The organism is Embleya sp. NPDC020886 (assembly GCF_044333915.1).
Taxonomy (GTDB): domain Bacteria; phylum Actinomycetota; class Actinomycetes; order Streptomycetales; family Streptomycetaceae; genus Embleya.
Genome location: NZ_JBIRRX010000003.1, coordinates 74862 through 101824, shown reverse-complemented (window position 1 = coordinate 101824; position 26963 = coordinate 74862). Strand labels below are relative to the sequence as shown.

At 71.7% G+C, this 26963-nt stretch carries 25 protein-coding genes; 18 read left to right on the top strand and 7 right to left on the bottom strand.

Features of this window, described 5'->3' with window-relative positions; translation table 11 throughout:
* Window positions 1-59 precede the first annotated feature (59 nt).
* Window positions 60-1187 (bottom strand): M20 family metallopeptidase, encoded by a 1128-nt coding sequence (locus tag ACH4U8_RS11405; RefSeq protein ID WP_395777124.1) that lies wholly within the window; start codon window positions 1185-1187, stop codon window positions 60-62.
* Window positions 1188-1564: 377 nt separating this feature from the next.
* Between ACH4U8_RS11405 and ACH4U8_RS11400 the strand changes: the two genes are divergently transcribed.
* The 7 genes from ACH4U8_RS11400 to ACH4U8_RS11370 all read left to right on the top strand — a co-directional run bounded on the left by ACH4U8_RS11400 (window position 1565) and on the right by ACH4U8_RS11370 (window position 9047).
* On the top strand, window positions 1565-3073 hold the full coding sequence (locus ACH4U8_RS11400; RefSeq protein WP_395777122.1) for an ABC transporter substrate-binding protein: 1509 nt from the start codon (window positions 1565-1567) through the stop codon (window positions 3071-3073).
* Window positions 3074-3320: 247 nt separating this feature from the next.
* Window positions 3321-3818 (top strand): hypothetical protein, encoded by a 498-nt coding sequence (locus tag ACH4U8_RS11395; protein WP_379992625.1) that lies wholly within the window; start codon window positions 3321-3323, stop codon window positions 3816-3818.
* 82 nt (window positions 3819-3900) lie between these two features.
* Window positions 3901-4074, top strand: a complete 174-nt coding sequence (locus ACH4U8_RS11390; RefSeq protein ID WP_395777120.1) for a hypothetical protein — start codon at window positions 3901-3903, stop codon at window positions 4072-4074.
* A 149-nt stretch (window positions 4075-4223) separates the two neighbouring features.
* Window positions 4224-4673 (top strand): PPOX class F420-dependent oxidoreductase, encoded by a 450-nt coding sequence (locus tag ACH4U8_RS11385; protein ID WP_360320215.1) that lies wholly within the window; start codon window positions 4224-4226, stop codon window positions 4671-4673.
* 184 nt (window positions 4674-4857) lie between these two features.
* On the top strand, window positions 4858-6246 hold the full coding sequence (locus tag ACH4U8_RS11380) for a salicylate synthase (RefSeq protein WP_360320218.1): 1389 nt from the start codon (window positions 4858-4860) through the stop codon (window positions 6244-6246).
* Window positions 6247-6385: 139 nt separating this feature from the next.
* Window positions 6386-7714, top strand: a complete 1329-nt coding sequence (locus tag ACH4U8_RS11375; protein WP_395777118.1) for a cytochrome P450 — start codon at window positions 6386-6388, stop codon at window positions 7712-7714.
* 88 nt (window positions 7715-7802) lie between these two features.
* Entirely contained in the window at window positions 7803-9047 is a 1245-nt protein-coding gene (locus ACH4U8_RS11370) for an acyltransferase family protein (RefSeq protein ID WP_395777116.1), read from the top strand.
* 84 nt (window positions 9048-9131) lie between these two features.
* On the opposite strand, the gene ACH4U8_RS11365 is transcribed toward ACH4U8_RS11370, so the two are convergent.
* Window positions 9132-11144, bottom strand: coding sequence for an ABC transporter ATP-binding protein (locus tag ACH4U8_RS11365; protein ID WP_395777114.1), 2013 nt, complete (start codon window positions 11142-11144; stop codon window positions 9132-9134).
* A gap of 404 nt (window positions 11145-11548) precedes the next feature.
* On the opposite strand from ACH4U8_RS11365, the gene ACH4U8_RS11360 reads away from it, so the two are divergent.
* Entirely contained in the window at window positions 11549-11965 is a 417-nt protein-coding gene (locus tag ACH4U8_RS11360) for an SHOCT domain-containing protein (RefSeq protein ID WP_360320230.1), read from the top strand.
* Window positions 11966-12186: 221 nt separating this feature from the next.
* Window positions 12187-13026, top strand: coding sequence for a ferritin-like domain-containing protein (locus ACH4U8_RS11355; protein WP_395777112.1), 840 nt, complete (start codon window positions 12187-12189; stop codon window positions 13024-13026).
* On the opposite strand, the gene ACH4U8_RS11350 is transcribed toward ACH4U8_RS11355, so the two are convergent.
* The gene (locus tag ACH4U8_RS11350; protein WP_395777110.1) at window positions 12953-13888 is read right to left on the bottom strand and encodes an SAM-dependent methyltransferase; all 936 of its coding nucleotides are present in this window, start codon (window positions 13886-13888) and stop codon (window positions 12953-12955) included. The genes ACH4U8_RS11355 and ACH4U8_RS11350 overlap by 74 nt on opposite strands.
* A gap of 262 nt (window positions 13889-14150) precedes the next feature.
* Between ACH4U8_RS11350 and ACH4U8_RS11345 the strand changes: the two genes are divergently transcribed.
* The 3 genes from ACH4U8_RS11345 to uppS all read left to right on the top strand — a co-directional run bounded on the left by ACH4U8_RS11345 (window position 14151) and on the right by uppS (window position 18177).
* Window positions 14151-15659, top strand: coding sequence for an MFS transporter (locus ACH4U8_RS11345; protein ID WP_360320239.1), 1509 nt, complete (start codon window positions 14151-14153; stop codon window positions 15657-15659).
* A gap of 45 nt (window positions 15660-15704) precedes the next feature.
* Complete coding sequence (locus ACH4U8_RS11340) at window positions 15705-16001, top strand: hypothetical protein (protein WP_360320242.1); 297 nt, start codon at window positions 15705-15707, stop codon at window positions 15999-16001.
* A 280-nt stretch (window positions 16002-16281) separates the two neighbouring features.
* Window positions 16282-18177, top strand: a complete 1896-nt coding sequence (uppS, locus tag ACH4U8_RS11335) for a polyprenyl diphosphate synthase (RefSeq protein ID WP_395777108.1) — start codon at window positions 16282-16284, stop codon at window positions 18175-18177.
* An 80-nt stretch (window positions 18178-18257) separates the two neighbouring features.
* Here uppS and ACH4U8_RS11330 read toward each other — a convergent pair whose 3' ends face one another.
* The 3 genes from ACH4U8_RS11330 to ACH4U8_RS11320 all read right to left on the bottom strand — a co-directional run bounded on the left by ACH4U8_RS11330 (window position 18258) and on the right by ACH4U8_RS11320 (window position 20978).
* Window positions 18258-19178: an ornithine cyclodeaminase family protein gene (locus tag ACH4U8_RS11330; protein ID WP_395777106.1), complete on the bottom strand. Its 921-nt coding sequence runs from the start codon at window positions 19176-19178 to the stop codon at window positions 18258-18260.
* Window positions 19175-20212 (bottom strand): proline racemase family protein, encoded by a 1038-nt coding sequence (locus ACH4U8_RS11325; protein ID WP_395777104.1) that lies wholly within the window; start codon window positions 20210-20212, stop codon window positions 19175-19177. Before ACH4U8_RS11325 ends, ACH4U8_RS11330 begins: the two co-directional genes overlap by 4 nt.
* Before the next feature lie 244 nt (window positions 20213-20456).
* Entirely contained in the window at window positions 20457-20978 is a 522-nt protein-coding gene (locus ACH4U8_RS11320) for a flavoprotein (RefSeq protein ID WP_379991542.1), read from the bottom strand.
* Between the two features lie 285 nt (window positions 20979-21263).
* On the opposite strand from ACH4U8_RS11320, the gene bla reads away from it, so the two are divergent.
* The gene (bla, locus tag ACH4U8_RS11315; protein ID WP_395777102.1) at window positions 21264-22160 is read left to right on the top strand and encodes a class A beta-lactamase; all 897 of its coding nucleotides are present in this window, start codon (window positions 21264-21266) and stop codon (window positions 22158-22160) included.
* Window positions 22161-22206: 46 nt separating this feature from the next.
* On the opposite strand, the gene msrA is transcribed toward bla, so the two are convergent.
* Window positions 22207-22782 carry a peptide-methionine (S)-S-oxide reductase MsrA gene (msrA, locus tag ACH4U8_RS11310; RefSeq protein ID WP_360320260.1) on the bottom strand — a complete coding sequence of 192 codons (576 nt, stop codon included), beginning with the start codon at window positions 22780-22782 and terminating at the stop codon, window positions 22207-22209.
* 203 nt (window positions 22783-22985) lie between these two features.
* Between msrA and ACH4U8_RS11305 the strand changes: the two genes are divergently transcribed.
* From ACH4U8_RS11305 to ACH4U8_RS11285, 5 genes are all read left to right on the top strand, one after another.
* Window positions 22986-23768 (top strand): acyl carrier protein, encoded by a 783-nt coding sequence (locus ACH4U8_RS11305; RefSeq protein ID WP_395777100.1) that lies wholly within the window; start codon window positions 22986-22988, stop codon window positions 23766-23768.
* A 450-nt stretch (window positions 23769-24218) separates the two neighbouring features.
* On the top strand, window positions 24219-24737 hold the full coding sequence (locus tag ACH4U8_RS11300) for a hypothetical protein (RefSeq protein ID WP_395777098.1): 519 nt from the start codon (window positions 24219-24221) through the stop codon (window positions 24735-24737).
* Between the two features lie 135 nt (window positions 24738-24872).
* Window positions 24873-25670 carry a hypothetical protein gene (locus ACH4U8_RS11295; protein WP_395777096.1) on the top strand — a complete coding sequence of 266 codons (798 nt, stop codon included), beginning with the start codon at window positions 24873-24875 and terminating at the stop codon, window positions 25668-25670.
* A gap of 111 nt (window positions 25671-25781) precedes the next feature.
* The gene (locus tag ACH4U8_RS11290; RefSeq protein ID WP_360320272.1) at window positions 25782-26300 is read left to right on the top strand and encodes a MarR family transcriptional regulator; all 519 of its coding nucleotides are present in this window, start codon (window positions 25782-25784) and stop codon (window positions 26298-26300) included.
* A gap of 84 nt (window positions 26301-26384) precedes the next feature.
* A complete protein-coding gene (locus tag ACH4U8_RS11285; protein ID WP_395777094.1) occupies window positions 26385-26903 on the top strand; it encodes a hypothetical protein in 519 nt (172 codons plus the stop codon).
* Window positions 26904-26963 lie beyond the last annotated feature (60 nt).

Here is a 26963-nt window from a genome sequence, read left to right as displayed (position 1 = left end):
TGGGGCCGGCCGACCGGCGCGGCGGTACACCCCGAGACGCCGACCCCCGTCCGGGTGAGCTACGCCCCACCGCCGAGTCGGTCGAGTGTCGCCGCCAGGAGGGCCGTTCGGGCGGGCATGGTGGCGATCTGCACGAACTCGTCGCGGGCATGCGGGTGGCCGCCGACGGCGCCCATGCCGTCGAGGGTGGGGATGCCGATCGCGGCGGTGAGGTTGCCGTCCGAGCCGCCGCCGGAGCGCACGCCTTCCGGTTCGGGGAGGCCGAGTTCGCGGGCGGCGGCCCGTGCGTGGGCGACCAGGTCCGCGGACATGGCTTCCTCGAGCGGGTACCGATTGACGCCGCCGGTCACGGACAGCGCGGCGTCCGGCAGTACCGCCCGCAGGGTGTGCATGTGCCCTGTGACGCGGTCGAGTTCGGTACGGGTCCAGCCGCGCACGTCGATGTCGAACGCGGCCGTCTCGGGCACGGTGTTGACGGTGGATCCGGACGTGGCGACGGTGGGGGTGACCGTGGTGCCCAGGTCGGCGCGCTGCGCGGACGACATCGCGAGTACCTGGTGGGCGAGTTCCACGGTCGCGTTCACGCCCAGTTCCGGCTCCAGGCCCGCGTGCGCGGCGCGGCCCCGAACCGCCACCCGGAATCGGGCCACGCCCTTGCGCGCGATCTTGACCGCGCCGCCGGGCGCGCTGGGTTCGCCCACCAGTACCGCGCCGGCCTTGCCCGCGAGTTCCTCGACCAGGGCACGTGAGGTCAGCGATCCGGTCTCCTCGTCGCCGGTCAGCAACAGCCCGACCCGATCGTGCGCGCCGGAGATCCGGGCCGCGTACAACATCTGCACGATGCCGGCCTTCATGTCGAACACGCCCGGGCCGCGGGCAATACCCTCGTGCGTCGAGAAGGGCAGCTCCGCGAGGGTCCCCATCGGCCACACCGTGTCGTAGTGCCCGAGCAACAACGGCCCGTTCGGCCGCGGTCGCCAGACCAGGTTCGTGATGCCGGCCAGGACGACCCGCTCGGGCTCGCGGCCGAGAAACCCCGCCCCGACCGCGGCCAGCAACGCCGCGCACCGGTCCAGGGCCGAGAGATCCTCGGACGGGGATTCGCAGTTCACCAGTTGCCCCAACAGGGCCACCATGGCATCGAGTTCGGCCGACAGGTCCGCGAGATAGCGCTGGGTGGAAGCCATACCCGGATACCTGTCCAGCCGACCGGCCGCAGCCACCTCGAACTCGGTTCGCCCGGCCGCCCACCCCGGCCCGGCGTCGGCGCGTACAGGATCGGTGGCCGTTCTTCGTTGCCGACGACGATTCGACGGCCGTCCGGCCCTGCCTACCGTGATCATTCTCCGCGGCACGCGCCGCCTTCCAAGGAGGTATCCCGTGCTGGGACGATCCGATCCCGCCTGCCCGTCACCCGACCACCGCCGACGGGTGGTGGCCATCGAGTCGGGTGCCGCACTCGGCACCGGGCCCGTCGGTACCGACCGTCGCCCGGGAGGCGTGCGATGAGACGCGTCTCCCGAGGGGCCGTGACTGCCGTCGCGCTGGGACTGCCGGCCGCCGGGTGCGGGGGACCGACGGCGGGGCCGGTGCCGGCGGCAACACGGTCACCATCGGGGTCGCCGGCGACCCCGGCGCGATGAACCCGCTGACCGCGCCGGCCTCCGGCGCGGTGATGATGAATCGCTTCGCCTACGACTCGCTGGTCGACATCCGACCCGACGGGCAGATCGCCTCCGGCGTGGCCCGGACCTGGACCGCCGACACGACCACGGCGAGCTTCACCCTCAGGCGCGACGTGTTGTGCGACGACGGCACCACGTTGACCCCGTCCGCGATCGCCGCGCAGTACAACTACATCGGCGACCCGGCCAACAAGTCGCCGATGGCCGGCCTGATGGTGCCGGTCGGCGCCACCGCCGCCGCGGACGACGCCGCGGGCACCCTGACGCTGAAGGCCCCGGAGGCCACCCCGTTCCTGCTGCGCAGCGCCGGGACCGTGCAACTGGTGTGCCCCTCGGGCATGCGCTCGCAGGAGAAGTTGGACCAGGCGTCCGACGGCACCGGTCCGTACCGGCTGAGCGAGGTGGTGCCGGGCGACCACTTCACCTTCACCAGGCGCCCCGGATACGTCTGGGGCCCGGACGGGGCCGACAACGCCGCCTCGCCGGATCGGGTGGTCTTCAAGTTCGTCGGCAACGAGTCCACCCGGACCAACCTGCTGCTGGGTGGACAGCTCGACGTCGCGCGGGTCATCGGCGCGGATCGTACCCGGCTGACCGCGGCCGGCGTCGGGTTCGAGCTCCAGCGGGACCCGTTCGGCATGTTGCTGTTCAACGAGGCCCCCGGTCGGGTCACCGCCGACGCCGAGGTGCGCTGGGCCCTGGTCGCCGCGCTCGACCTCAAGCAGATCGGTGCGGTGGCCACCGGCGGCAAGGGCGTGCCCGCGACCCGGCTCGGCACCACGATGGCACCGCCCTGCCCCACCGACTCGGTCACCGCCGACCTCCCGCCGCACGATCCGGCCCGCGCCGCCGAGGCGCTGCGAGCCGCCGGGTGGGAGAAGTCCGGTGGGCGCTGGAGCAAGAACGGCCGACAACTGTCCATCTCGATGCCCTACCCCGGCTATCAGGGCAATCAGGTGATCGCCGCCGTCGAGTTGGCCGTCCGGCAGTGGAACTCCTTCGGCGTGAAGGTCACCACCAGCCAGACCGCCCAGACGACCAACGTCTCCATCCTGATGGCCGGTCAGTGGGACATCGCCTGGGCGCCGGTCTCGGTCCCCACCCCCGACCGGAACCTCGTGTTCTTCTCCGGGCCCAAGCCGCCCGAGGGCCTCAACCTCGGTGCCACCGACAACCCCGAGTACCGGCGCCTCGCCGCCCAGGCGATGGGTAAATCCGACATCGCCGGCTGCCCGGAATGGACGTCGGCCGAGGCGGAGTTGATCAAGCGGGTCGACGTGGTGACCTTCATCGACTCCAACTCCCCTTGGTTCAGCCGGGGTTACGCCTTCGAGATCGACGGTGGCGGCATCCTGCCGACCACGCTGCGTCGGGCCGGCGAGCGCTGACCTCGCCCCGACCGCCTCGGGCGAGACTCGGGCGGGTCGACGCGATTGCGTGGCCGTTCGTTCGTGACCAAGTGAACACCGAGTCGTTGGCATGTCGTGCGCCACGTCTTTCTCGGGGACACCTCGCGCGTCCCGTCGCCGCACCCGCCGCACCCGCCGCAACCCGGCGGTGCGCGGCCGGTGCGGCCGGCGCGCGAGGAGACGCGGCCGTCGTACCCGGCACGGAACACGAAGGACGAACACGACCATGACCACCGCGGCAACGCACTCGCCGACCCGGGCCACCCGCCCGGTACCGGTGCCCGAGTTTCGCAGCCAACGGCACACCCGGGTCTCGGATCTCGACCGCTTCGGACGCGTCCACAACCTCTCGCTGATCCGCTACATCGAGGACGCGCAGGTGGAACTCACCGCCGCGGGACGGCCCGGCGAGGCGGTGATGCACGTCGGCTGGACGGCCGTGCAGCGCAACACCGCGTTCCCGGTCCCGCTGCCGATGCTCGCCGAGCCGGTGGGCATCGGCACCACGGTCGTGCAACTGGGCCGGTCCACGATGACGCTGTCCACCCGGATCGAGCACCGGGGCGTCGTGCACGTCCGCTCGCTGGACCGCTTCCTGGCCTGCGATCACAACGGCATGCGCCGCTGCCCGGACGACGGCGAACTGCGTTGGCTGCGTCGCTGGCTGGTCGGGGCACGCGAAGGCGCGCTCGGCGTACCGCGGATGGAGGGCCGGTCCGCGTGAGCGACCTCACCGCGACCCCGCGCCCGAGCGACCCGGGAACCGGGCCCACGCGCGATCAGCGGGCCGGACCGGCCTGCGCGGCGTGTGGCGTCGACCTGCGCTGCTCCAGGACGCCGTCGTCACGGGCGGCACCCCGATCGCCCAACTCCTGGCCTGCCCCGGCGAATGCGCCCACCGCCTGACCGGGACCCCGCACGGACTCGACCAGGCGCCGCCGGCCATCCGCATCGGCCGGCACAAAGGCTGGGCCTGGTGATCCCGACCCTCGAACCGCCGGTGTCGGCAACCGGATTCGGCCCGTGCGGCGAACCGGGTGGCGGCGCGGCCCGGGGGTAGTGTCGTCGGTGCGGTCCGGTGCGGCGAACCCGCCGAGACACCGCGGCCGGACACCGACCAGGAGGACACATGTCGAAGCCGCCGCTGCCCGAAGAGGCGATCGCGATGTTGCGGAAACCCAATCCCGCGGTCGTGACGACGCTCCGGGCCGACGGGCAGCCCGTCTCCACGGCCACCTGGTACCTGTGGGAGGAGGACGGTCGCGTGTTGCTCAACCTCGACGAGGGACGGCGACGACTCGCCCACATCCGCAACGATCCCCGGGTGTCCCTCACCGTGCTCGACGAGGGGAACTGGTACACACATCTGAGCCTGGTCGGCCACGTCGACGAGATCCGCGACGACAAGGACCTGGCCGACATCGACCGGCTGGCCCGCCACTACGGGGGCGGCGACTACCCGCAGCGGGACCGGGGCCGCGTCAGCGCCTGGGTCCGGATCGACCGCTGGCACGGTTGGGGCGCGCTCAAGGACAACGACCAGGCGGGCGGCGGGCGAAAGACGACGAGCACCGAATAGCGCACGCCCTGGACCGAACGGACCGCCCGGAGCCGGACGGCCGCCCGAGCGCCTTCGGCGTTCCGGCGGCCGCAGTTCGGGCGGTCCGTTCGGTCCAGGGTCGGCGTCCGGCCTCGATGTGGTGATTCAAGTTAGGTAAGGCTAACCTACTTGTTCACCACTCAAATCGAGGACGGTGCCACCCGTGCCCATCGACTCCCCCACCACCACGCCCACCCGTCGCTATCTGCGCGCCCGCCGCGAAGGAACCTACGATCCGGCCGGCGTCGCGGTCGCCCTGGCCGAATCCGGGCTCTTCGACGAATCGCTCGTCTACGAACGCGACGCCCGCTGGTGGTTCGCCGGCGGCGCCGTCCTGGTGCTCGCCATCCACCACGACACCGTGACCGCCACCCACGCGGACGAACACACGAGCATGCCGTGGACCCGATCCCCCGCCCGGGCGATCGACGCCGCGCTGCGCCGCGCGCCGGTCCGGGACTGGCGCCTGTACGGCCACTGGGACTTCGAACTCGGCGCCGCCATCGCCGGGTTGCCCTCCCCCGACGGGGAACGGGCCCTGGGCCGACTGACCGTCCCGCGTGTCGAGGTCGAAATCGACGCGCACACCCTCACCGTGCGCGCCCTGGACCCCGACGACCTCGAACGGGTGCTGCGCACCGCCCTCGCCGCCGCACCGCGGCCGATCGCCCCGACCCGGCCCGTGGACGTCGAGGCCGGGGAACCGGCCCGGTTCACCACCGCCGCGGCCGCCGCCGTCGAGCACATCCGCGCCGGCGAACTCGACAAGCTGGTCCTGTCCCGATCCGTGCCGGTCCCCTACCCCGTGGACTTCCCGGCGACCTACCTCCGGGGACGGCGCGCGAACACCCCGGCCCGGTCGTTCCTGCTCGACCTGCCCGGACTGCGCGCCGCCGGATTCAGCCCCACGACCCTCGTCGAGATCGACGCCGACGCGCGCATCACCACCCGACCGCTCGCGGGCACCTGTCCCCGCGACGGAGACCCCGCCTTCGACGCCCGACGCCGCACCGCCCTGCTCCGGGACGCCAAGGAGGTCTACGAACACGCCGTCTCGGTGCACCAGGCCGACACCGAACTGCGCGCCCTGTGCGAGCCGGACAGCGTCACCGTCGACGCGTTCACCACCGTCGAGGAACACGGCAGCGTGCACCACCTCGGGTCCCGCGTGCACGGCCGACTCGACCCCCGGCACGGGCCGTGGGACGCGCTCGTCGCGCTGTTCCCGGCCGGAACCGCCTCCGGCATCCCCAAGACCACCGCGTGCTCGATGATCGCCGGCTACGAGGACACGCCACGCGGCCTGTACGCGGGCGTGGTCGTGCGCGCCACCCACGCCGGGGAGTTGGACGCCGCACTCGCCCTGCGCATGGTCTACACGCGCGACGGCGGCACCTGGCTGCGCGCGGGCGCGGGCATCGTGGCCGATTCCCGGCCGGTGCGGGAATATCGCGATACGTGCCACACCCTCGCCGCCGTCGCCCCGCACGTCGTGCCGCAGGTCGTGCCGCACCCGAGGAACCCGCCGGCACCGCCGGACACCCCCGCGTGAGGCCCGGGCGGGACCGGCGTGCACCCGCCACCTGGGCTACTCGTACGACTTATCGATTTCGTTCCTAAATATCCCGCTCATACGCTTCGACCCGTCGGTGACGGCTTCGGGCCGCCATCTCCCGATGGTTCGGAGATCCATGACTGTGCAAGAGTCGTCGTCCGCGCCCTGGTCGCGCGCACCGTCCCTGTACTGCCCCGCGGTACCCGCGGCGGACTTCCCCGAGCGGTACGCGCCACCGGCGCGGCCCGGCGTGCGGGCGGTGCGGCTGGCCGGCGGGCTGCCCGCGTGGGCGGTGACCGGGCACGCCGCCGCGCAGGCCATGCTCACCGATCCACGGCTGGTCAACGACATGACCACGGTGGGCGCGCTCGGCTCGGCCACACCGCACGGGCTGCCGCACGCCCGCTACCCCGAGAGCTTCCTGTCCACCCAACCCCAACTCCTGGCCCGCGACGGCGCCGAGCACCGCCGGATGCGACGGATCGTCGGTCCGTACTTCCAGGCCACGACGGCCGGACTGGACGAGGCGGAACTCGAAGCCCACACCGACGAATTGGTCCAGGCCCTGGCCGGGCGACAGCAGGGCGATCTGGTCGCCGATCTCGCGGTGCCGCTGGCCGCCTCGGGCGTCGCCGACATGCTGGGCCTGGCCCCCGACCGGGCGACGGCGGTCGTCCGCGCCACCATGGCCGGGGGCCTGGCCGGCCACCCCGACAGCGCGCAGGGCCGAGCCGCGCACCAGGCGTTCGTCCTGCGGATCGTGCAGACCATGGCCACCGCCCGCAGGGCCCGTCGGGACAACGCCGCCCGGGCCCTGCTGACCGCCCACGACGAAGGGCGGCTGACCGGCGCGCAGACGGCCGCGATGGTGGGACTGCTGCTCGTCGGCATGGTGGAGTCGCTCACCACCATCGTTCCCACCGCCGCGCTGATCGCGATGCAGCGCCCCGAGGTGCGGGCCGCGCTACGGTCCGGCGACGCGCCGCGCACGGACGCGGTGGTGGAGGAACTGCTGCGCCTGTCCTCGCCGTTCCACCACAGCGCCTGGCGGGTGGCCCGTGAGCCGCTGGTCCTGGACGGGACGCCGATCGCGGCCGGCGACGTGGTGGTGGTGTCCTTCCTGGAGGCCAACCTCGATCCGCGACGCTGGCCGCACCCCACCGAGGTCCGCGTCGACCGGGCGACGCCCCGCGGTCACCTCTCGTTCGGGCACGGCGCGCACTACTGCCTCGGCGCCGCCCGGGGCCGGGCCCAGACCCGGATCGCGCTGACCCGACTGTTCACCCGGCTGCCCCTGCTCGCACCGGCCGTCGACCCGGCCGAGCTGACCTGGCACCGAGGCGGTCTGCGGCACCTGCACAGCCTGCCCGTGCACACCGCCGGCCCGGTCGAACCGGAGGTACCCGCGGCGCGGATCGAGGGGAGACCGGACGAGAGCGTCACCGTCGGGTGTCCGTTCCGGTGAGACCTCGGGCGCGGTCCGCCCGCCAGAGGAGCATCCCCCATCACGCCTCCCCGGGACGCCGGCAACCCCCGGCCAAGGAGATCAGCCCGTGTCCGACCAGCTCCTGCCCGCACGTCTTCCCGCGCTGACCGGGCTGCGGTTCCTCCTCGCCATGTGTGTCGTGCTGTGTCATCTGTCCCTCATCTCGGGCATCTTCGCCCTGGCGCCGGACAGCCCGCTGCGGGTGCTGCAGCCGCTCGCCACCGGTGCGGTCAGCGGCTTCTTCGTCCTGTCGGGATTCGTGCTGACCTGGGCCCACGACCCGGGCGGGACGGCCCGGGCGTTCTGGCGCCGGCGCTTTTGCCGGATCGTCCCCAACCACGTGCTGACCTGGGCCCTGGCCGTCGCCTTCTTCGCCGTCATCGTCGCCGAGCCGGCCACGGTGTTGCCCGACGGCGACAGCCCGGGCGCCGCGGTGGCGAGCCTGTTCCTGGTGCAGAGCTGGTTCCCGGACGCGGACTACTTCTTCAGCTTCAACGCCCCGGCCTGGTCGATCTCCTGCGAGGCGTTCTTCTACGCGCTCTTCCCCGCGCTCCTGGCCGCCGTGTCCCGGATCCCGGTGCCACGCCTGCGCGGGTGCTGGGCGGCGCTCGCCGCGACCACCCTGCTGCTGCCGCTGGTCGCCACCGTGGTGCCGGGGCCGCCGCTGTACGACTGGATGCCCACCAACGCGACCAGCATCTGGTTCGTCTACCTCTGCCCGCTCGTGCGGCTGCCGGAATTCGCCCTCGGGATCGTCACCGCCCGGCTGGTCCGGACCGGCCGTTGGCCGCACCTGAACCGGGCACGGCTCGCCGCCCCCGCGGTGGTCGTGTTCGGGGCACTGCCGTTCCTGCCCACCCAGTACGCCTTCGGCATGGTCATGGCCGCCCCGTTCGCCCTGGTCATCGCCGCCCTCGCCCGGGCCGACGTGCAGGGGCGCACCCGACTGATGCGCCACCCGCGCCTGATCACGCTCGGCGAGGCGTCCTTCGCCCTCTACCTGACCCACTACCCGCTCATACTGACGGCCCGTCACATGCTGGGCGCGGAACGGACCTTCGGGCTGCTGCCCGGCACCCTGATCATCGCGACCCTGGCCGCGGCCTCGGTCGCGCTGTCCCTGGCCGTCCACCGGTACTACGAACTGCCGATCACCCGTCGATGGGCCCACCCACGCGCCGGTACCGACGCGGGGCGGCGCGTGCCCGACGGGGCGCGATCGCCCGGTGCCGCCGCGCCGACTCTCCTCCCGGCTCCGGCTCGGGCTCCGTCCCGGGCCCCGGGGTCGCAAGGCTCGCGGCCATCCGGGTGAAGGCTTGGGCCACACGGCACCGTTCCCCCGCCGGCCTTCGCCCGACCACCCGCCCCGTTCCCGACTTCCACGCCGGAACCGCGGTCAGGACGGCGGCTCGGCCTTCGGGTGGTCCTGGCGGTACTGGTCGGCCTGGATCCGGTACATCCCGGCGTACCGGCCCTCGGCGGCCATCAGCTCCTCGTGCGTGCCCGACTCCGCGACGCGGCCGCGGTCGAGCACGTGGATGTGGTCGGCGCGGCGCACCGAGGCCAGCCGGTGGGTGATCAGGACGACGGTGACCCCGTCGCGCACGAGTTCGCGCATCCGGGTGAACGCCTCGTGTTCGGCGTGCGCGTCCAGCGCGGCGGTGGGTTCGTCGAAGACGACCACGTGGGCGTTGCGGAATCGGGCCCGGGCCAGGGCCAGGCGTTGCCATTGGCCGCCGGACAGTTCGACACCGCCGTCGTAGGTCCGGTCCAGGAGCGTGTCCCATCCCCGGGGCAGCTCGTCGGTCACCTTGTGCGCCTGGGCGTAGTCGGACGCCTGTTGGAACAGCACCGGGTCCGGGCCCGCCGCGATGTCGGGGCGGCCCATCACGACGTTGGCTCGGGCGGTGAGGTCCCAGCGGGCGAAGTCCTGTTGCACGAGGCCGATGTGCTCGAACCACGCGGTGCGGTCGGCCTCGCGGATGTCCACGCCGTCCCACAACACGTGCCCGGCACAGGGCAGGTACAGGCCGGCCAGGATCTTGGCGAGCGTGGACTTCCCCGAACCGTTCTCGCCGGCCAGGGCGATCACCTTGCCCCGGGGCAGGGTCAGCGTCACGTCCTCCAGGGCGGGCCGGTCGCGGCCCGGATAGGTGAAGGACACGTTGCGCACCTCGATCGTCGTCGGCGGACCGAGCGCGGCACCGGTGTCGGGGATGGCGTGGGCGTCGGCGATGGCGCAGACCTGTTCGAGGTCGTTGAGCCACAGGGCCTGGGCGTAGAGGTTGTTGATCGCCCGGACCAGCGCGGCGAGGTTGGTGGTGCCGGTCCGGATGGCCAGCACCGCCGTACCCGAGGTCGCCAGGCCGGCATGGCCGTTGAGCACGAGCCACGCGAGCGTCGCGTAGGTGATGGCCGACGCGACCCCGGAGAGTCCCGAGGTGAGCAGGTCGGTCGTGGCGTCCGCGCGGGCCAGTCGGGTCTGCTCCGCCTCGGAACAGCGCGCCATGACGCGGTAGTGGTGCAGCAGGTAGGCCCCGGCGCCGTGGACCCGGATCTCCTGGCCGGTGCCGTGGTGCGACAACGAATAGGCGATCTCGGTCTGCTGGCGACTGTGGTTCGTCCAGGCCAGCACGGAGCGATACCGGCGGCGCGCCGAGTGCACCGTCCCCCACCCCTGCGGCACGATGATCAGTACCAGGAGCGGCAACAACAGGGGGTGCAGGACGGCCAGCACCGCACCGACGGCGACCAGCGACACCAGGGCGTTCACGACCTGCACGCCGTAGGTGATCATCTGGCGGCTCGCGTTGGTCCCGTAGCGGGCCGTGCTCAGCAGTTTCTTGAACTCGGGATCCTCGATCCTGGTCATCTCCACCCGGATGACCCGCTCCAGGAGTTCGACCTCCGCGGCGCGTTCGACCTTGGGTTCCAGTCGGCCGGTGGCGGCCGTGGAGCCGGCCCGCAACAGCGCCCCGACACAGCCGAGAATCGCCACGGTCAACAGGGCCGGCGCGGCGGAGCGAACCCGATCCGGCGTGGGCCCGGCGGCGAACAACTCCAGCAGGATGCGATTGGTCGCCAACAGACCGAACGCGGCCGTCAGCCCCTGGCCGATCTCGGCGACCACCACCACGATCAGCGCCGCGCGGTCGGCCTGCCACCCCAGCCGAAAGGATCGGCCGACCAGTCGCGGCAGCCGCCGCAGCGTCCCCAGGAAGGACAACTCCGAGGCCCGGCGCCATCGTTGCGCTCCGGACCAGGCGGGGGTGAGGCTGCCCCCGAACAGGGTGGCCGCGGTGTCCTCTCCCGCCGCCCGCGCGGCGTCGTCCGCGGCCCGGCGTCGCTCGCCGCGCACCCGCCGGCGCAACGGGCGGGCCGAATACGGCTGTCGGGTCTCCTCGGCCATCTGCGTCCCTCGATCGTCTCGTCGCCGGGTCCGCCCCGGTGAGGGTACGGACTGAACATGCTGTGCCGTGTTCGGTGCACACCGGGAGAGCGCGCGAGGGGCGTATTTGTGAGCGTTCGACGCGATCCATGCCGGCCGACCGGTCGGCGACGGACGGGAGAGCGTGACACTGTGCACTCGAATGCCCGCACAACGTGACATTCGGGGTTCGTTTCCCTACCCGAATACGCCCCGCACCCGCTCTCGACGTGCCGACCCCGAAGGCAGGTGCTAATCCTGGAATTGGTGCTGCGCGTCGCGGCACCGCGTGGCGGCCCGGCCGTCCGGCGAATCGGGGTCCGGATGTCGACGGTGCCGGTCACGGCTTCGGTGCCGGTCACGGCTTCGCGAAGACTGGAGTTCCCGTGGACGACTATCCGCTGTTGAACCTGTTCTGGACGATGATGTGGCTCTTCCTGTGGGTGTTGTGGTTCTTCCTGTTGTTCAAGGTGATCACCGACATCTTCCGGAGCCACGACCTGAGCGGTTGGGCGAAGGCGGGCTGGCTCATCCTCGCGATGGTGCTGCCCTACGTCGGCGTCCTGATCTATCTCGTCGTTCGGGGCCGTTCGATGAGCAGTCGCGACGTCGCACAGGCCCAAGAGAACGAGGCCGCCTTCAAGGCGTACGTCCGCGACGCCGCCGGCACGCCGAGCGCGGCGAACATGGCCAACGCACCGGCGAGTCCCGTCGACCAACTCGCCAAGCTCGCCGACCTCAAGAACAACGGCGCCATCTCCGACGCCGAGTTCCAACAGGCGAAGCAGAAACTGTTGACCTGAGCCGGCGGCACCCCGACCACCCGACCCGCGCCGAAGCCCCACCGGGCGCGGGTCGGGTGGTCGGGCACCGGCCCCCGGTGCGCTGCGGCCCGGTCCGCAGGCCGGTGCGCAACTCCCGGACTTTGCCCGGAGCGACAACCATCCCGCCCGGCGCCGCGTCCTCCGCAACACGCGGTATCCGGCCGCATCGGCACGTGTCGTGGCATCCAGGGGGAGATTTCATGTCACCGATCGCAGATCCACCGAGCACGGACCACAGCCGCTGGTTGCGCGACTTCCGGGCGGCGGCCCGAGCACGCGCCGCCGCCGGGGATCCCCGGTGGACGAACGGCGCCCGCCTGCACCCGGCCCTGGTCCGCAGCATCCAACGCTTCCAGGTCGGCGAGGGCAGCGACGGCCGGGTCCTGATCGCGAAGGCCGCCGCGGACGGCGACGACGTCTACACCGCGACGATCCGGCTGTTCGTGGCCGAGGAACAAAACCACGCCCGGTTGCTGGCACACCTGCTCGCCGCGGCCGGCGAAGACACCATCCCCGGCCACTGGTCCGACGCGGTCTTTCGCCGGCTGCGCCGCTCGCTCGGCCTGCGCCTGGAGTTGATGGTGCTGATGGTCGCCGAGGTGATCGCGCTGCCCTACTACGGCGCGCTCCGCGACGGCGTCGACGATCCGCTCGCCGCCGAGGTCGCCGCCCGCATCCTCGCCGACGAGGAACGCCACGTCCCGTTCCATTGCGACTTCCTGCGCGCCTCGTTGGCCGACCTGGCGCGCCCGACCCGAGCGGTCGCCGTCGCCGGCTGGTGGGTGATCGCCGCGGGCGCGACCGCGGTGGTCGTGCACGACCACGGCCCGGCGCTCACGGTGCTCGGTACGACCCGCCGCCGATTCGCCGGGCAGGTGGCCGGGCACTTCCGCGCCGTCGTCCGGGAGACCCGGGTCGACGCGCGGATCCGCCCGCGGCCCGGCGCGGATGTACCGGGGCCGACGGCTACCGAAGGCCCGGCTGCCGCTTCCCCGATCCCCGGTCGGCCGATGGCGGCGCGGGGACGCGTCGGCCGGTGATCCGGACGCCGCCGACACCGCCGCCGGCCAGCAGGTCGACCATGAGGTCGTAGAAGGCCAGGAGCCCGTGGGCGAGTTCGGCTCCGTGCCGGCGGATCTGCTCCGACAGATCGGCGCGGAAGCGGTCGGCACGGTCGCGGACCCAGTCGGTCCACGGCTCGGTGGCATCGCGCCACGTGGTCACCTGCAGGCCGGCTGCGGCCAGGTCCGCTCGATAGCGCGCCGCTTCGGGGAGGTCGGGACAACTGACGCCGTCGCGCAGCAGGCGACGCTCGGCGTCGGTGAGCGGGCGTCGGGCGTAGAAGTCCTCGATGTAGAACGTCGCGCCGTCGGCGAGGGCGTCGGCGCAGACCCGCAGGAGCCGCTCGCGTTCGGGGATGTGCAGGAACGCCAACAGGGACAGCAGGTGGTCGTAGCCGGGGGTGAGCGAGGCGGTGAGGATGTCGGCGTGGACCAGGTCGACGCGCTCGTGCAGCCCGGTGCGTTCGGTGAGTCGGGTGCTCAACCGGTGCAGCGGCTCGCGCAGTTCCACGCCGGTGACCCGGCACCGGTGCTGCTCGGCCAGGTAGCGGGCGGGGCCGCCGAGGCCGGAGCCGACGTCCAGCACCCGGGCGCCCGGGCGCAGCGCCAGTTCGGCCGCCGCGTGGTCCAGCGCCTGTGTGCCGAGGTAGTGAAGTTGGTCGTACGCGCTCAGGTCCGCCACCCGCAGTGGGCCGGGCCGGTCGAGCAGGACGGCGAGTTCGTTGTGCGGGCGGTCCGGGGCGTAGAGCGTGGCATCCATCGGCGGGGGCGGCGAGCCGGAGCCTCGCGCACCGTCCGGGGCGTCCGAGCCGTCCGAGCCGGACGCGAAGGTGATGTCCATCGAGCTCTCACTCTCGTCGTACGGCACCGATCATGCGGGGCCTCGGAGCTTCCGGGCTGGGTAACGCTGCGCAATTGTATGCACATGAAGAGTTATATATAGGGCATTTCGCCGCTGCGACGACACCGGCCCGCTTCCGCGCGGTCCCGTACCGATCCCGCGCCGATCCCGCGTGCTCACCGCAACAGGCCGATCTTGCAAGGGGTTTCCCACCCCGATGCCCGGGCAGCCGCGAGAACGACATGATCGGAGGACGCCCACGATGCCCACCAAGACGACGCCCGCCGGCAACACACCGGCCGAACCGACGACCTTCGCCACCGATGTCCCGGCCCGCCTGGACCGATTGCCGTGGTCGTTCTGGCACTGGCGCATCCTGATCGGTCTCGGCACCGTGTGGATCCTCGACGGTCTGGAAGTCACCGTGGTCGGCAACGTCGCCGGCCGGTTGTCCGAACCGGACAGCGGGCTCGACATCACCGCGGCTCAGGTCACCGGTCCCGGCGCCGCGATGTACGTCGCGGGAGCGTGTGTGGGTGCGTTGTTCTTCGCCTGGCTGACCGATCGATTCGGCCGCAAGAAGTTGTTCATGGTCACGCTCGCCGTCTACCTCGTCGGCACCGCGCTGACCGCGCTGTCCGTCCAGGCGTGGATGTTCTTCCTCTTCCGGTTCGTCACCGGACTGGGCATCGGCGGCGAGTACGCGGCGATCAACTCCGCCATCGACGAGTTGATGCCGGCCCGCTACCGAGGGCGGGTCGACCTGGCCGTCAACGGCACCTACTGGGCCGGAGCCGCCGGCGGCGCACTGCTGTCCGTGCTGATGCTCGACACCGCGCTCTTCCCGGCCGACCTCGGTTGGCGGCTGACCTTCGCGCTCGGCGTCGTGCTCGGCCTGGTCATCCTGTTGGTGCGTCGACACGTCCCCGAGTCGCCGCGCTGGCTCTACCTGCACGGCCGAGGCGAGCAGGCCGAGGAGTTGGTCGCCGACGTCGAGCGGAAGGTGGAGGCCGAAACCTCCAAGGACACCGGCGAGCGTCGCACGTTGCCCGAAGCGCACGGCGAACTGACCATCGACCCGAGCAAGGCCACCGGTCTGGGCGCCATCGCCCGCAGTGTGGTCCGCGACCATCCGCGCCGTTCGACACTGAGTCTGTCGCTGTTCATCGGGCAGGCGTTCCTCTACAACGCCATCACCTTCGGCTTCGCGTCGATCCTGGAGACCTTCTACGACGTACCCGGCAACCGCACCGGCTACTACTTCGCCGTCATCGCGGTCGGCAACCTGCTCGGCCCACTGCTGCTCGGCCCGCTGTTCGACTCGCTCGGACGACGCGTGATGATCACCTCGACCTACGTCGGCAGTGCCCTCGCACTCTTCGCCACCGCCTGGCTGTTCGGGGCCGGCCACCTGAACGCGACCACGCTGACCGCCTGTTGGTGTGTCGTGCTCTTCCTCGCCTCGACCGGCGCGAGCAGTGCCTATCTGACCGTTTCCGAGATCTTCCCGATGGAGGCGCGCGCCTCGGCCATCGCACTGTTCTACGCGGTCGGCACCGCGGCGGGCGGCATCTCCGGCCCGCTGGTCTTCTCCGACCTGACCGAGTCCGGCGACGTCGGCGACACCGTCCTCGCCTTCTGCATCGGCGCCGGCCTGATGCTCGCCGCGGGCATCGTCGCCGGATTCCTCGCCGTCGACGCCGAACGCCGCTCGCTGGAGGACATCGCCCCACCGCTCTCCTCCGTCGACCGCAACTCGACAAGCGGCTGAACCGACCACGCGCCGGCGGGATCGGGCACGGCGACGCAGACTCGAATGATGGAAATCCACCAGGCCCACGGGCACCTCACGATCCCCGGTCACGGCGACTTCGAGGTCGGGCTCGACCTGTTCGACTGGCCGGTCGACGGTGACGTGCTGCCGCGCCCGTGGAGTGCCATCATCGACAACGGCCCGGTCCTGGCCGCCGGCACCGAAGGTCTCCTGCGCCTGAGCACCGAGCCCGACACCGTCGGTCACCCGTTCGTGGTCATCGCGAGCGGAGAGCACGTCGCCCGGATCGGGGCGCGCGAAGGACATGCGAGCGGCACGGGGTGGTTCGGTCCCCCGTGACCCGCCACGCATCACCCGTTCGGCCCTGGTGACGTCACCCCTACGAGGCATCTTCGACCCATCCGCGTGACACGGTGCGCGGCCGGCCGGTTGTCTCTTCCCGTGTTCGGGCGACGTATCAACGCCGCGTCGTAGCAGTGGTATTGCCCGGATCGGGGAGGATCCGGGTCGAACCCGGGCGGGGTCCGCGTGGTCTCCGCTCCGCCGTGCGGGGAGTGCCCGTCCCACACCGACGTGCCCGCCGCACGGCGGATACCATCCCGTCCGGCCGAGGAGTCCCATGACCCGTCCCCGCTCCGTCCACCGCGCGGCCGGGATCGACGACCCGCGTCTCGTCGAAGCCTACGAAGCGTGCCGCACGGCGATCCGCAAGGCGGGCGGGACCGAGTACCGGACCTCCCATCTGATGCCGCCGGCGTTACGACCGGCGCTGTGGGCGATCTACGCGGCCGGCCGGGTGATGGACGACCTCGCCGACACCGGCGATCCCACCGGCCGCAAGGCACGGTTCGACGCCTGGACCGCCGCGTTCCACGACGACCTGCGGCGCGGCGACAGCGCGGATCCGGTACGCCGGGCCCTGGTGCACACGATGCGGACGTGGGACCTGCCGACCGACGGCCTGACGGCGGCCCTCGCCGCGACCCGCGCGGACATCGACGGGCGCACCCATCCCACCTGGGCCGCGTGGAGCGCCTACTCCCAGGCCGTCAACACCTCCTTCTTCGCCCAGGGCGCGGCGTTGTTGGCCGCCGCGGGCCTGTATCTGCCGCTGCGGTTGCGCTATCTGGAGGCCGCGCGGCAGTGGGTGGACGCACTGAGCATCGTCGACAACCTGGAGGACCTCGCCGAGGACCTCGCCCAGGGCCGGATCACCATGCCGATGGAGGTGCTCACCGAACACGCCCTCACGGCGGCGGACCTCACCGGCGCGGCCGAGCGCGCGGCACGAAAAAGCGGACCGGGCAGGGCTCCGGACGGTGGGCCGGACGCGTCCGTCGAAGCCCTGATCGGCCGGCTGGTCGCCCGGGCCCGACAGTGGCTCGCCCAGCCCGAGTTGTTCCACGAACTGCCCCCCGCGCTCGCGGTGGTGGCGCGCGCGGTGACCGACCTGGCCCGGCTGCGCCTGGACCGGGTCGAACGCACCGGGATCGGGCTGCTGTGCCACCGGCCCCGGCTGCCCCGAATCGCCACCGAGCGCATCCTCCTGCCCGCCCGGCTGAAGGCCCACATCGCCTGGCGGTTCCTCACGCCGATCGCCCCGGCGCGTTCTCGACCCGACGGCGCGACTCGGCGCCCGCCGACCCCGGCCGGGTTGCTCCCGGCGCCGCGCTCCGACGCTCCGGTGCCTGCGCGGCCGCACTCCACCGGGGTACACCCGCCGATCTGGCCCGCAGAGCGGCTCCCCCGGCATGTGGCCGTCGTGATGGACGGCAACGGCCGCTGGGCCACCGACCGGGGCCTGCCGCGTACCGAAGGCCACCGCGCGGGCGGCAGGTCGATGCAGGACGTGGTCCACGGCGCCCTGGAAGTCGGCCTGCGGCACCTGACCCTCTACGCCTTCTCCACCGAGAACTGGCGCCGCCGTCCCGAGGAGATCGACGGCCTGCTCGCGCTGGTACGCGACGACATGATCGAGGAGACCGTGCTCGACCACGACATCCGGGTGCGCTGGGCCGGTTCCGCCGAAGGCTTGCCCCAGGACGTGCTGGAAAAGCTGGTCCGCCTGGAACACGGCACCGGCAAGCGCACCGGGCTGACCCTGACCCTGTGCGTCAACTACGGCGGCCGGATCGAACTCGCCCAAGCCGCCGCTTCGTTGGCCCGTGCCGCCGTCGCGGGCCGGCTCGACCCGGCGCACATCTCCGAGCGCGTGTTCGCCGCCCACCTGGCCCTGCCCGACCTGCCGGACGTCGACCTGCTGTGGCGCACCGGAGGCGAACAACGCACCTCGAACCTGCTGCCCTGGCACGCCGCCTACGCCGAACTCGCCTTCACCGACACCCGCTGGCCGGACATCGACCGCCGCGACCTGTGGCAAGCCCTCACGACCTACACCACCCGCACCCGCAACTTCGGCACGATCCCCGGCCGATCCCCCCACGGCCCCGACCCGACCCGCCCCGCACAACCCGGCGGCCCCGGCACCGGCGGGCCTCGGCCGCCCCGCCGGTAGCGGGGTCGACCAAGGCACGCCCCGGGGTCACCTCGGAGCGGCGCTCAGGGTCGGTGACGGCGGTGGAGTCGGAGCGGCGCTCAGGGTCGGTGACGGCGGTGGAGTTCGACGGCGACGGCCAGATCCTCCCAAGACATGCCCACGCTCTTGAACAGGCGGGGTCGGTCGTCGGGGACGGTCGCCCGGCCGTGCACCAACTCCGCGAGGTTGGTCGGGCCGGGCCCCCCGTGGAAGAGGTCGTCCCAGCCGGCGGCCAGCAGGTCCCCGGCTTCCCGGATCGCGGCGGCTCGAGCCTCGACGTAGACGGCGGAACGACGCACCAGCGTGCCGTCCACCTCGCGCGCGGCCGGTTCGTGCGAGCCCACCGCCGCCACCGCCGCGTGCGCCGGCACCAGGGCACCGTCGAACAGCGGATCACGGGCCGTCGTGGCGCACACCACGATGTCGGCGTCGGCCACGGCGTCCGGCTTGCCGACCGTCGCCGTGAGACCCAGGGCGCGGGCGTGGTCGGCCAGTGCCCGGGCCGGGCCGGCGCTGCGGGCGACCACGGTGAGCCGGGTCAGCGGACGGATGGCGAGCATCGCGTCCAGGTGGCCGTACGCCTGCGGGCCGGTACCGAACAGCACCAGGTGCGCGGCGTCCGGGACCGCGAGGCGGCGCAGGGCGACGGCGGTGACGGCGGGGGTGCGCACGGCGGTGAGCGCGGCGCCGTCGAACAGGGCCAGCGGCCGGAGGGTGGGTCCGTCCAGCAACAGATAGCTGCCGGTGATGCGCGGCAGGCCCCTGGCCGGGTTGCCGGCGGCCACTCCGGCGATCTTGACGCCCACGTGCGACGGTCCGGCCGCGGGCATCAGCAGCAGTTCGCCGGCCGGTACGGCGACGCTCGATCGCGGCGGGACACCTTCGGGGTCCAGCCCCGCCAGGAGTGTGCGCTCGATCGCCTCCATCGCCTCGGTCGGCGTCGAGGTGACCGCGATCGTGGGGAGTTCGTCCGCCGTCACAGGAGGAATCCCGTTCCGAGGGTGTCGTCGGCATCGAGGATGAAGCGATGTTCGCCGGTACGCCGGGCCGTGCCGGTGACCTCGGTGATCACGCCGGTGGGCTGCGTCCCGACGACCTTGCCGGTGAAGACCGTGCCGATGACGGATTCGTGGCGCAGTTCGTCGTCCGGTCCGATCAGACCGCTGTCGGCGAGCAGGGCCAGCCGGGCGGAGGTCCCCGAGCCGCAGGGGGATCGGTCGATCTGTCCGTCCGCGAACACGGTGACGTTGCGCTGGTTGGGGCCCGCCGGGGTGGCCGGGAGGTCCTCGTACAGGATGACGCCGTAGACGCCGGAGAGTCGAGGATCGACCGGGTGCCGGGTGGCGGGTTCGTCCGCGAGGGCGGCGCGGATCTCCCGGCCGATCGCGGTGATTTCGGGGAGCCGGTCCGGGGTGACGGTGAGGCCGAGCGAGGCCGCGGAGACCGACGCGTAGCACGCCCCGGAGTGGGCGAGGTCGACACGCACGAGACCGCGGGAGGTGGCCACCGGGATCTGCCGGGCGCCGATGGCGGTGGGCACGTTGCGAAAGGTCACCGAGGTGGTACGGCCGGCCCGGCGGTGGACGATGGCGGTGACCCGGCCGGAGGGCACGTCGATGTACACCCGCGCCGAACCGTCCGCGGGAGCCGCGACCAGCCCCGACTCGACGGCCCAGGCCCCGAGCGCGATGGTGCCGTGGCCACAGGCGGTGGAGTAGCCGTCCTTGTGCCAGAACAACACCCCCAGATGCGCCTCGTTGTCGTCCGGCGGCACCACGAACCCGCCGTACATCCCGCCGTGGCCGCGCGGTTCATGGGTGAGCAGCCGCCGCACGTCGTCCAACGGCCCCGGCCGCGGCGCGGTGGCACTGCCCCCCACCCCGATCGCGATCGCACGACGCTCCGCGACGGTGTCCCCGGCGATGGCCGGCAACCCCCGCGACACGATCCGAAACGGTTCCCCCGCCGTGTGGTAGTCGACGGTCTCGACGACCGTCCCCTCCCCGGCGCTCAACGCCCGGCCCCCATACGGCCCACAACCGTCAGGTCAACAGTGCTCATACAAACGCCTTCCATGGCAGCGAGTGCCCATTCGACGAACGAACCCCCGCCGACAGCGAGACAACGCCAGATCTAATAAGGTGTGACATTGTACTGACTTCCACAGAACCCCCGCAAGCCCCCTCCCTCTCCCGAGGCGCTCGGAGCGCCGGCGTCCTGCGTCTCGGGATCGGACGAGGGCAGTCCGGCGATGCCCGCTACCCGGTGGCGGGCAAGCGGTCGACCACCGTCGACCAGTCGAGGGCGCCGTGGCCACTCGGTGATGCGCCGTGCTCGTCGAGGACCAGGTCGACGCCGGATGTCCTGAGCGTCTCCAGACTCCGAGCGGACGCCGGATGCGCCGCGAGAGCGCCCTTGAACCAGGGCACGGCGACGATCGGGATCCCCACGCCCAGCGCCTCGTTCAGCGTGCCGAGAGCCACGTTGTCCGAGATCCCCAGGGCCCACTTGTTCAAGGTGTTGAACGTCAGGGGGTACGCGAGCAACGCGTCCGGATCGGGGAACGGCCGCGGATCGTCGGGGCCGCGCTCGCGCGTGCGCACCGGTCGGCCTGCGGCGTCGGCCAGTTCGTCGAGGCTTGCGTCGAGCCACGTGGCGGCAATGGGCGTGAGCGTGAGGCACACGTCCCAGCCCAGCCCACGAACGACCCGTACCAAATCCACGAGTTCGCGCACGGGAGGGGCGGCGCAGCCCACGATCTGCAACACACGATCGGTCATACGGCGAGCCTACGAGCACGCATCCGCCCTGCCCGCCGTTCGTGCCGTCGGCACGACCGAGTGTCGCCGTCGACGTCGGCGAAACCCGCACCGACGAAGCCCGGTTCCGGGGACACCGACCCTGCGGGACGCCTCGTCGTCGTCCTCTCGCGTCTTCGGGGGAAGGGCCCGTCGGCCCGATGGCGACGTCCGTGGAGTCGAATGGGTTTGCGGGTGGGCGGATCGGCGTATGGATGGTTGGGTTGCATGATCGGATGGGCTTCGGGCGAACAGAGGGGAACGGGCATGGAGTTGCGGTCGAGTCGGCGTGGGGTGCTGGGCGGGGTTGTCGGGGCGGCGTTCGGGGTTGTGCTTGCCGGTGGCGGGAGGGCCGTCGCGAGCACGGGGGTTGCCGGGCGGCTGAGGGCTCTGGAGCGGGCGCATGCCGCGCGGTTGGGGGTCTTCGCATGGGACACGGGGACGGGCGAGACCGTGGTGTACCGCGCGGACGAGTTGTTCCCGATGTGTTCGACGTTCAAGACGATCGCCGTGGCCGCGGTGCTCCGCGACCTCGATCGGGACGGGGAGTTCCTCGCCACGCGCATTCGCTACACCGATCGGGACGTCACCGAGTCGGGCTACGCGCCGATCACCGGCCTGCCCGAGAACCTCGCCCATGGCATGCTCGTCGCCGACCTGTGCGCCGCCGCCATCACCCACAGCGACAACACCGCGGCGAACCTCCTGCTGCGCGAACTCGGCGGCCCGAGCGCGGTCACCCGCTTCTGCCGCTCCGTCGGCGACGAGGTGACCCGCCTCGACCGCTGGGAGCCCAAGCTGAACTCGGCGGAGCCCGGTCGCGTGACCGACACCTCCAGCCCACGCGCGATCGGCCGCACCTACGCCCGGCTCGCCGTGGGGCACACACTCGAAGCACGCGACCGCGAGCGGCTGACCGGTTGGCTGCTCGGCAACACCACCGGCGGCAACCGCCTGCGGGCGGGGCTGCCCGCGGACTGGACCGTCGCGGACAAGACCGGCACCGGCGGCTACGGCACCACCAACGACGTGGGCATCGTCCGGCCGCCCGGCCGAAACCCGATCGTGATCGCGGTCCTGGCCGGCAAGCACGACGCCGCGGCGCCCGCCGACGAGCCGTTGATCGCCGCCACCGCCGAGACGGTGGCAGCCGTACTCGGGTGACTCCGCCGGGCCGAACCGCACGGAACCGCGCCGCACCACGGCGTGCTCAGTCGACCTTCAGCCCCAGTGTGCGCAACTTCGGCTCGATTACCACCCGGCAATACGGCTCGAAACGATGCTTGTTGTAGAAGTCCTGCTGGTCGGATTCCGCCTCGATGAACTGCCCGTACGACCGCAGGTCGGTCACGATATCCCGGCCCAGTTGTTGCCGTACCGAATCCATGACCTTCTCGGAACGCACACGCTGTTCCTCGTCGGCGTAGAAGATCGTCGAGTGGTAGATGGAGCCATGATCCGCGCCGCTCTGGTTGGGCGTGGTGGGGTCATGGCTCTGGAAGAAGAAGATCAATACTTCTTCGAACGAGATCTCGCCCGGCCGGAAGGTGAGTTGCACGGCCTCGACGAATTTCTGCGGGTTGAGCCCATGACGGATGTACGCCTCGTAGTCGGGCAGCGGACCGTTGTCCCCGGCGTAGCCCGCCACGCTCGACACGATCCCGGGGGTTCGGCGCGCCACCGCATCGAATGACCAGAAACAACCGGGCCCGAGCGTCAACGTCTCGATATCACCGTCATTGGCATCGTTGCCGTTATTGCCGTCTTCGGACATTGCCTCGACCATCGCCGTCCTCCCCCGAAACCATCTCCATATTCTGCGCTGCACAGTAGCAGGATCGAACCTTTCGGTTACAGACCGGAATCCAATTCCTCGCTTCGCCACACCGCGTTGCCGTGCCGAGCGCGGCACGACACCCAATCGTTGTTTGGCGTGGACACGATCATGAGACCCTGGACTTGGACAACCCGAGAACCCGGGAGTACGAGGTGACCACCACGGAGAAGGCCGTCATCGCGGCCGCGGCGAACCTGGCCTGGGTGAGCGTGCGCGACATCACCGGGGCGACGAACCTGGAAGCCGACCTCGGGTTCGACTCGATCCAGAAGGCGGAACTGCTCTTCAACCTGGAAGGGGAGCACGGCGTCGTTCTCACCACCAGGAACGACCTGGACACGATCGGGGACATCACGGCGGCCATCGACGCCGCTCACCCCATCCGGCTGCGCGACCTGGACTTCTACGCCGGCGTCGCCACCCGCCGCGCCGTCTTCGAAGGCGGTCCGGGAATCGACTCGGGGCCGACGGACTGGGAGGCGGCCCTGGGCGCGGACCATCTCGACGATGTTGCCGGCGAGGGCCTGCTGCGACGGGACTACGGACTGCTGGAGATCGACTTCTCGCGGGACTCCCGAGGCCGGATGGCGTGCTTCGGCTTCGGCGTCGAGATCCACCGCCTGGCGCACCGCCCGTCCGCCGAGGCCGTGCCGCCGTCGCTCTCCCGGCGGTACGGGACCTTCGCGCCGCGCATGGCTTTCGAGGAACTGCGCGTCGCCGTCCAGGACTTGGGATATCGGATCGAACTCGAAGACGAGGCACCGGACATGCACCGGTACCGCGTGCCGGGCTCCGGCACCCGCATCCACGTCATCGCGGACACCGACCCGTATGGATCGGGCCTTGACCCGGACGAACCGATCGACCCGGACGACCCACGCGTCGGCGACCTGTGGTCCCTGAGCGTCTCCCCGAGCCGGTGGGGACCGGAGTAGGCAACCCGAACGACCACGCGCCCGCGCCGGATTCCCGGACGGAGCTCGCGATCGGCGCCTCCCCCGTCGCGCTCCCCGATTGACGCGGCGGGCTCGGATGCGCCGTCGATGCGCCGCTACCGATCTCGGCGGAACCGGTGCCAGGCTCTCGCGCATGACCGTGCGCGAGTTCCGGCGCAGAAGAAGCGCCGCACGGGGCAACCGGGCGGATCCGGGATTCGTGTTCAGGTAGGGGCCACCGTGCCCGGCGCCCACGCACTCCCCGACCGCAGCCCGCCCCGGGCGGCGATCGCCGCTCTGCTCGGCAACGTGCCGTCGGGATCACACTCCTCGCCGGTATGGGTCTCGTCGTTCCCCGTGTTGTCCCGGATCGGGTACCGCCCGGCGGGCGATCCGCCGCCGGAGTCCGCACACCGCCTTCCGCGAAGGCCGTCCATTCAGGAGAGTTCCGTGAACCCCAACGACAGGCACATCGATCAGATCCTCGGTGCCCAGGCTGCCGGGGCCCTCGTCAACGCGTGGATCGACGCCTTCATGACGGACGATCTCCTCAGCCGCGATGCCGCCACGCGGGTGGCGTGCGAGCGACTCGCCGACGGTTCGCCCTGGTTGATCGCCGAACCCGGGCAAACCTGGTGCCTACGCGAGGACTTCACTCCCACGTCCGACTTCTCTCCGGGGCTGGTCCGGGTGCTGGACGTGCGCCATGCCGTCGACCTCCGTCCGCACGAGGGCACCGCGGCCGTCCTGCTCGGCGACGTCGAACACGACCCCGGCCACCCCATCGGCTGGATGGACCTGTCCGACTTCGACATCCTCTACGCCCTCCACGGCTGGCCCCAACCACGCTCGACGACACCGGACGCCGGCCCCGCCGGCCCCACCGCGGAAGGCGGTTCGACGACCGAAGCACCGCACCGACGCCGTCGGGAATTCGACTGCGGCCTGCGCGATCAGGGCATCGAATGACGGCTCCACATCCGGCCACGGATGGCCGGATCCCCTGGTGAGCAGGGGACTTGGCGCAAAACCTACCTGCGGGGCATTCGCTGATAGTGATTGGCTGACTTCCGTCGGTTAGCGCGCTGAGGTGGGGAGTCACGCGTGATCATTCAGTTGTACGGCGAGTGGACCGGGCGTTCGGACACCGTCGCCGGATACGAGAAGGCGGTGGCCGGCTGTCCGAGCCTGGCCTACCGACACCGCGAGCATGTCGGCGCCGGTGGGCGCAAGTTCGAACATGCGATGGTCGACAAGGGCCTCGCCCTCTACATCGACGTCCCGCACCACCTGCTCGGCTTCGACGATTCCGGCGCCCGTGGCATCGCCGAGATCAAGCCGAACAACTGGGACGGCGGCTTCCTGACCTTCGAGGTGGGCGGTGGCAGGCATTGGACCGACGGCCTCGTCACCGCGCCCGAATCGGTGTTGTGGCAGGCGATTCACGCCTACTGGAGCGTCAAGGTGCCCGAATACGAAGGCGCTTCCGCGCGGGAGCGGCAGGCCTATCGCCGGGGGCGGCTGCCCTCGGCGACGAAGGGAGTACCCACCATCGAGGACCTGTCCGGCCTGATCGACTACAACCGGTGTCGACAGTCCGGTCCGGTGCTGGTGGCCAAGGGCTGGAGCATGGAGTTCGAGGAACCCGACGGCCGCGGCGAGGAGTTGCCCTTCCTGGTCGCGTTGTCCGACCCGCTGCGCCATCCCGCCCCGCTCACCGGCCCGTACGGCTCCGGCGGCGACCGGGACGAGACGGCGCGCCTGGAGCGGATCAGGAATCAGGACTCACCGATGCGCATGGGCCGGCGCCGGTGGCCCCGCCCGGGCCGACGCGGTCGACCGCCGAGAGGACACGCGTTCGACCACGGACGCATCGACCCGGGCCGCTCGCTCGCACGGTGACCGCGCCGACCCGACCCGCCGCCACGGCTCTCGGCGCCGGGTCGGGTCGGCGCGCTTCGGGTCGGCGCGAGTCGGGTTGACCCGAATGTAGTTAGGTGCCATATTAGTTTTATGGCAACGGACGATCTCGACAACGAGTCACCCACGCTGGAGCAGGCCAAGCGGCAGTTGGCGCACTACGACCTCGGGGTCGACCCGCAGGCGGTGCTCGTCGCGGTGCGGCTGATCTCGGCGGGGGCCCGACTGGGTCGGGCCACCGAGGTGCACTTCGCCAGGTACGGGTTGTCGACCGGGCGATACCGGCTGCTGGCGGACCTGGAGGACCACGACGGGGAGAAGTCCCCCTCGCGGCTGGCGGCGGACCTCGGCGTTTCGCGGGCCACGGTGACCGGACTGGTCGACGGGCTGGAGCGCGAGGGCCTGGTCGCCCGGCGGGCGTCCGCGGAGGACGGCCGGGGTGCCGTGGTGGTGCTGACCGCTCGCGGTGCGCAGCGGTTGCGCGACATGGCGCCCGAGCATTTCGCCCGACTCCAGGAGATGGTCGGCGAACTCACCGTCGACGAGCGAGCGACGTTCCTGGATCTGCTCTCCCGGGTCGTCCGGGGCATCGGAGCCCTGACCGCGGAGTAGTCCGCACCGCCCCCAGGTGCGGACAGTTTTTATACCCCAATAGTTAGCCTCCTAAGTACAAACCCGAAAGTTGGTCATCCTCCCATGTCACGACTCACCCCGTCGATCCCGCGCGAAAACGGAACAGAGGTCACCGTGCCCCGAGGAAACGAGACCGCCGCAGGTCGCCGCGCCGCTCGCCCGTTCGTCCTGTGGCGTGAGGTGCTGGTCGCCTATCTCGCCCCGGCGCTGATGGCCGGCGCCGGCGGAGTCATCGGCGGGCAGACCGAGTTGACCGTGGCGGCCTGCACCTCCATCGCCGGGACCTCGGCCGTGGTGGCACTGCTGATCGGCGGTTGGCTGCAACGTCGCAGGGGTCCGCGCCCGTGGACCACGGCCCTGCCGCGCGTCGTCATGACCGTGCTGTTCGCCGTCGGCGCGGCCGCGATCGCCGGGCTCCTCGGGTGGTTCGCCTCGCAATGGCTGCCCGCGCACACCGCCGTGCCCGATACCCCGTGGATCACTCGCCTGCGGATCGATCTGCCGCTGTCGGCCGCCCTCGCCGCGAGCATCGTCACCTGGCGCTGGCGCGGGGCGCAACGAGCCCACCCGTCGCAGCCGTGACCCGGCCGTCCACACCACCCGCGCCACATCCACCACGCGCGCCGGCGGCAGACCCGGCGC

Coding starts and splice junctions, on each gene's coding strand:
- ACH4U8_RS11405 (WP_395777124.1), bottom strand. CDS start 1,187: ATGGCTTCCACCCAGCGCTATCTCGCGGACCTGTCGGCCGAACTCGAT.
- ACH4U8_RS11395 (WP_379992625.1), top strand. CDS start 3,321: ATGACCACCGCGGCAACGCACTCGCCGACCCGGGCCACCCGCCCGGTA.
- ACH4U8_RS11385 (WP_360320215.1), top strand. CDS start 4,224: ATGTCGAAGCCGCCGCTGCCCGAAGAGGCGATCGCGATGTTGCGGAAA.
- ACH4U8_RS11375 (WP_395777118.1), top strand. CDS start 6,386: ATGACTGTGCAAGAGTCGTCGTCCGCGCCCTGGTCGCGCGCACCGTCC.
- ACH4U8_RS11365 (WP_395777114.1), bottom strand. CDS start 11,144: ATGGCCGAGGAGACCCGACAGCCGTATTCGGCCCGCCCGTTGCGCCGG.
- ACH4U8_RS11355 (WP_395777112.1), top strand. CDS start 12,187: ATGTCACCGATCGCAGATCCACCGAGCACGGACCACAGCCGCTGGTTG.
- ACH4U8_RS11350 (WP_395777110.1), bottom strand. CDS start 13,888: ATGGACATCACCTTCGCGTCCGGCTCGGACGGCTCGGACGCCCCGGAC.
- ACH4U8_RS11345 (WP_360320239.1), top strand. CDS start 14,151: ATGCCCACCAAGACGACGCCCGCCGGCAACACACCGGCCGAACCGACG.
- ACH4U8_RS11340 (WP_360320242.1), top strand. CDS start 15,705: ATGATGGAAATCCACCAGGCCCACGGGCACCTCACGATCCCCGGTCAC.
- uppS (WP_395777108.1), top strand. CDS start 16,282: ATGACCCGTCCCCGCTCCGTCCACCGCGCGGCCGGGATCGACGACCCG.
- ACH4U8_RS11320 (WP_379991542.1), bottom strand. CDS start 20,978: ATGACCGATCGTGTGTTGCAGATCGTGGGCTGCGCCGCCCCTCCCGTG.
- bla (WP_395777102.1), top strand. CDS start 21,264: ATGGAGTTGCGGTCGAGTCGGCGTGGGGTGCTGGGCGGGGTTGTCGGG.
- msrA (WP_360320260.1), bottom strand. CDS start 22,782: ATGGTCGAGGCAATGTCCGAAGACGGCAATAACGGCAACGATGCCAAT.
- ACH4U8_RS11290 (WP_360320272.1), top strand. CDS start 25,782: ATGGCAACGGACGATCTCGACAACGAGTCACCCACGCTGGAGCAGGCC.
- ACH4U8_RS11285 (WP_395777094.1), top strand. CDS start 26,385: ATGTCACGACTCACCCCGTCGATCCCGCGCGAAAACGGAACAGAGGTC.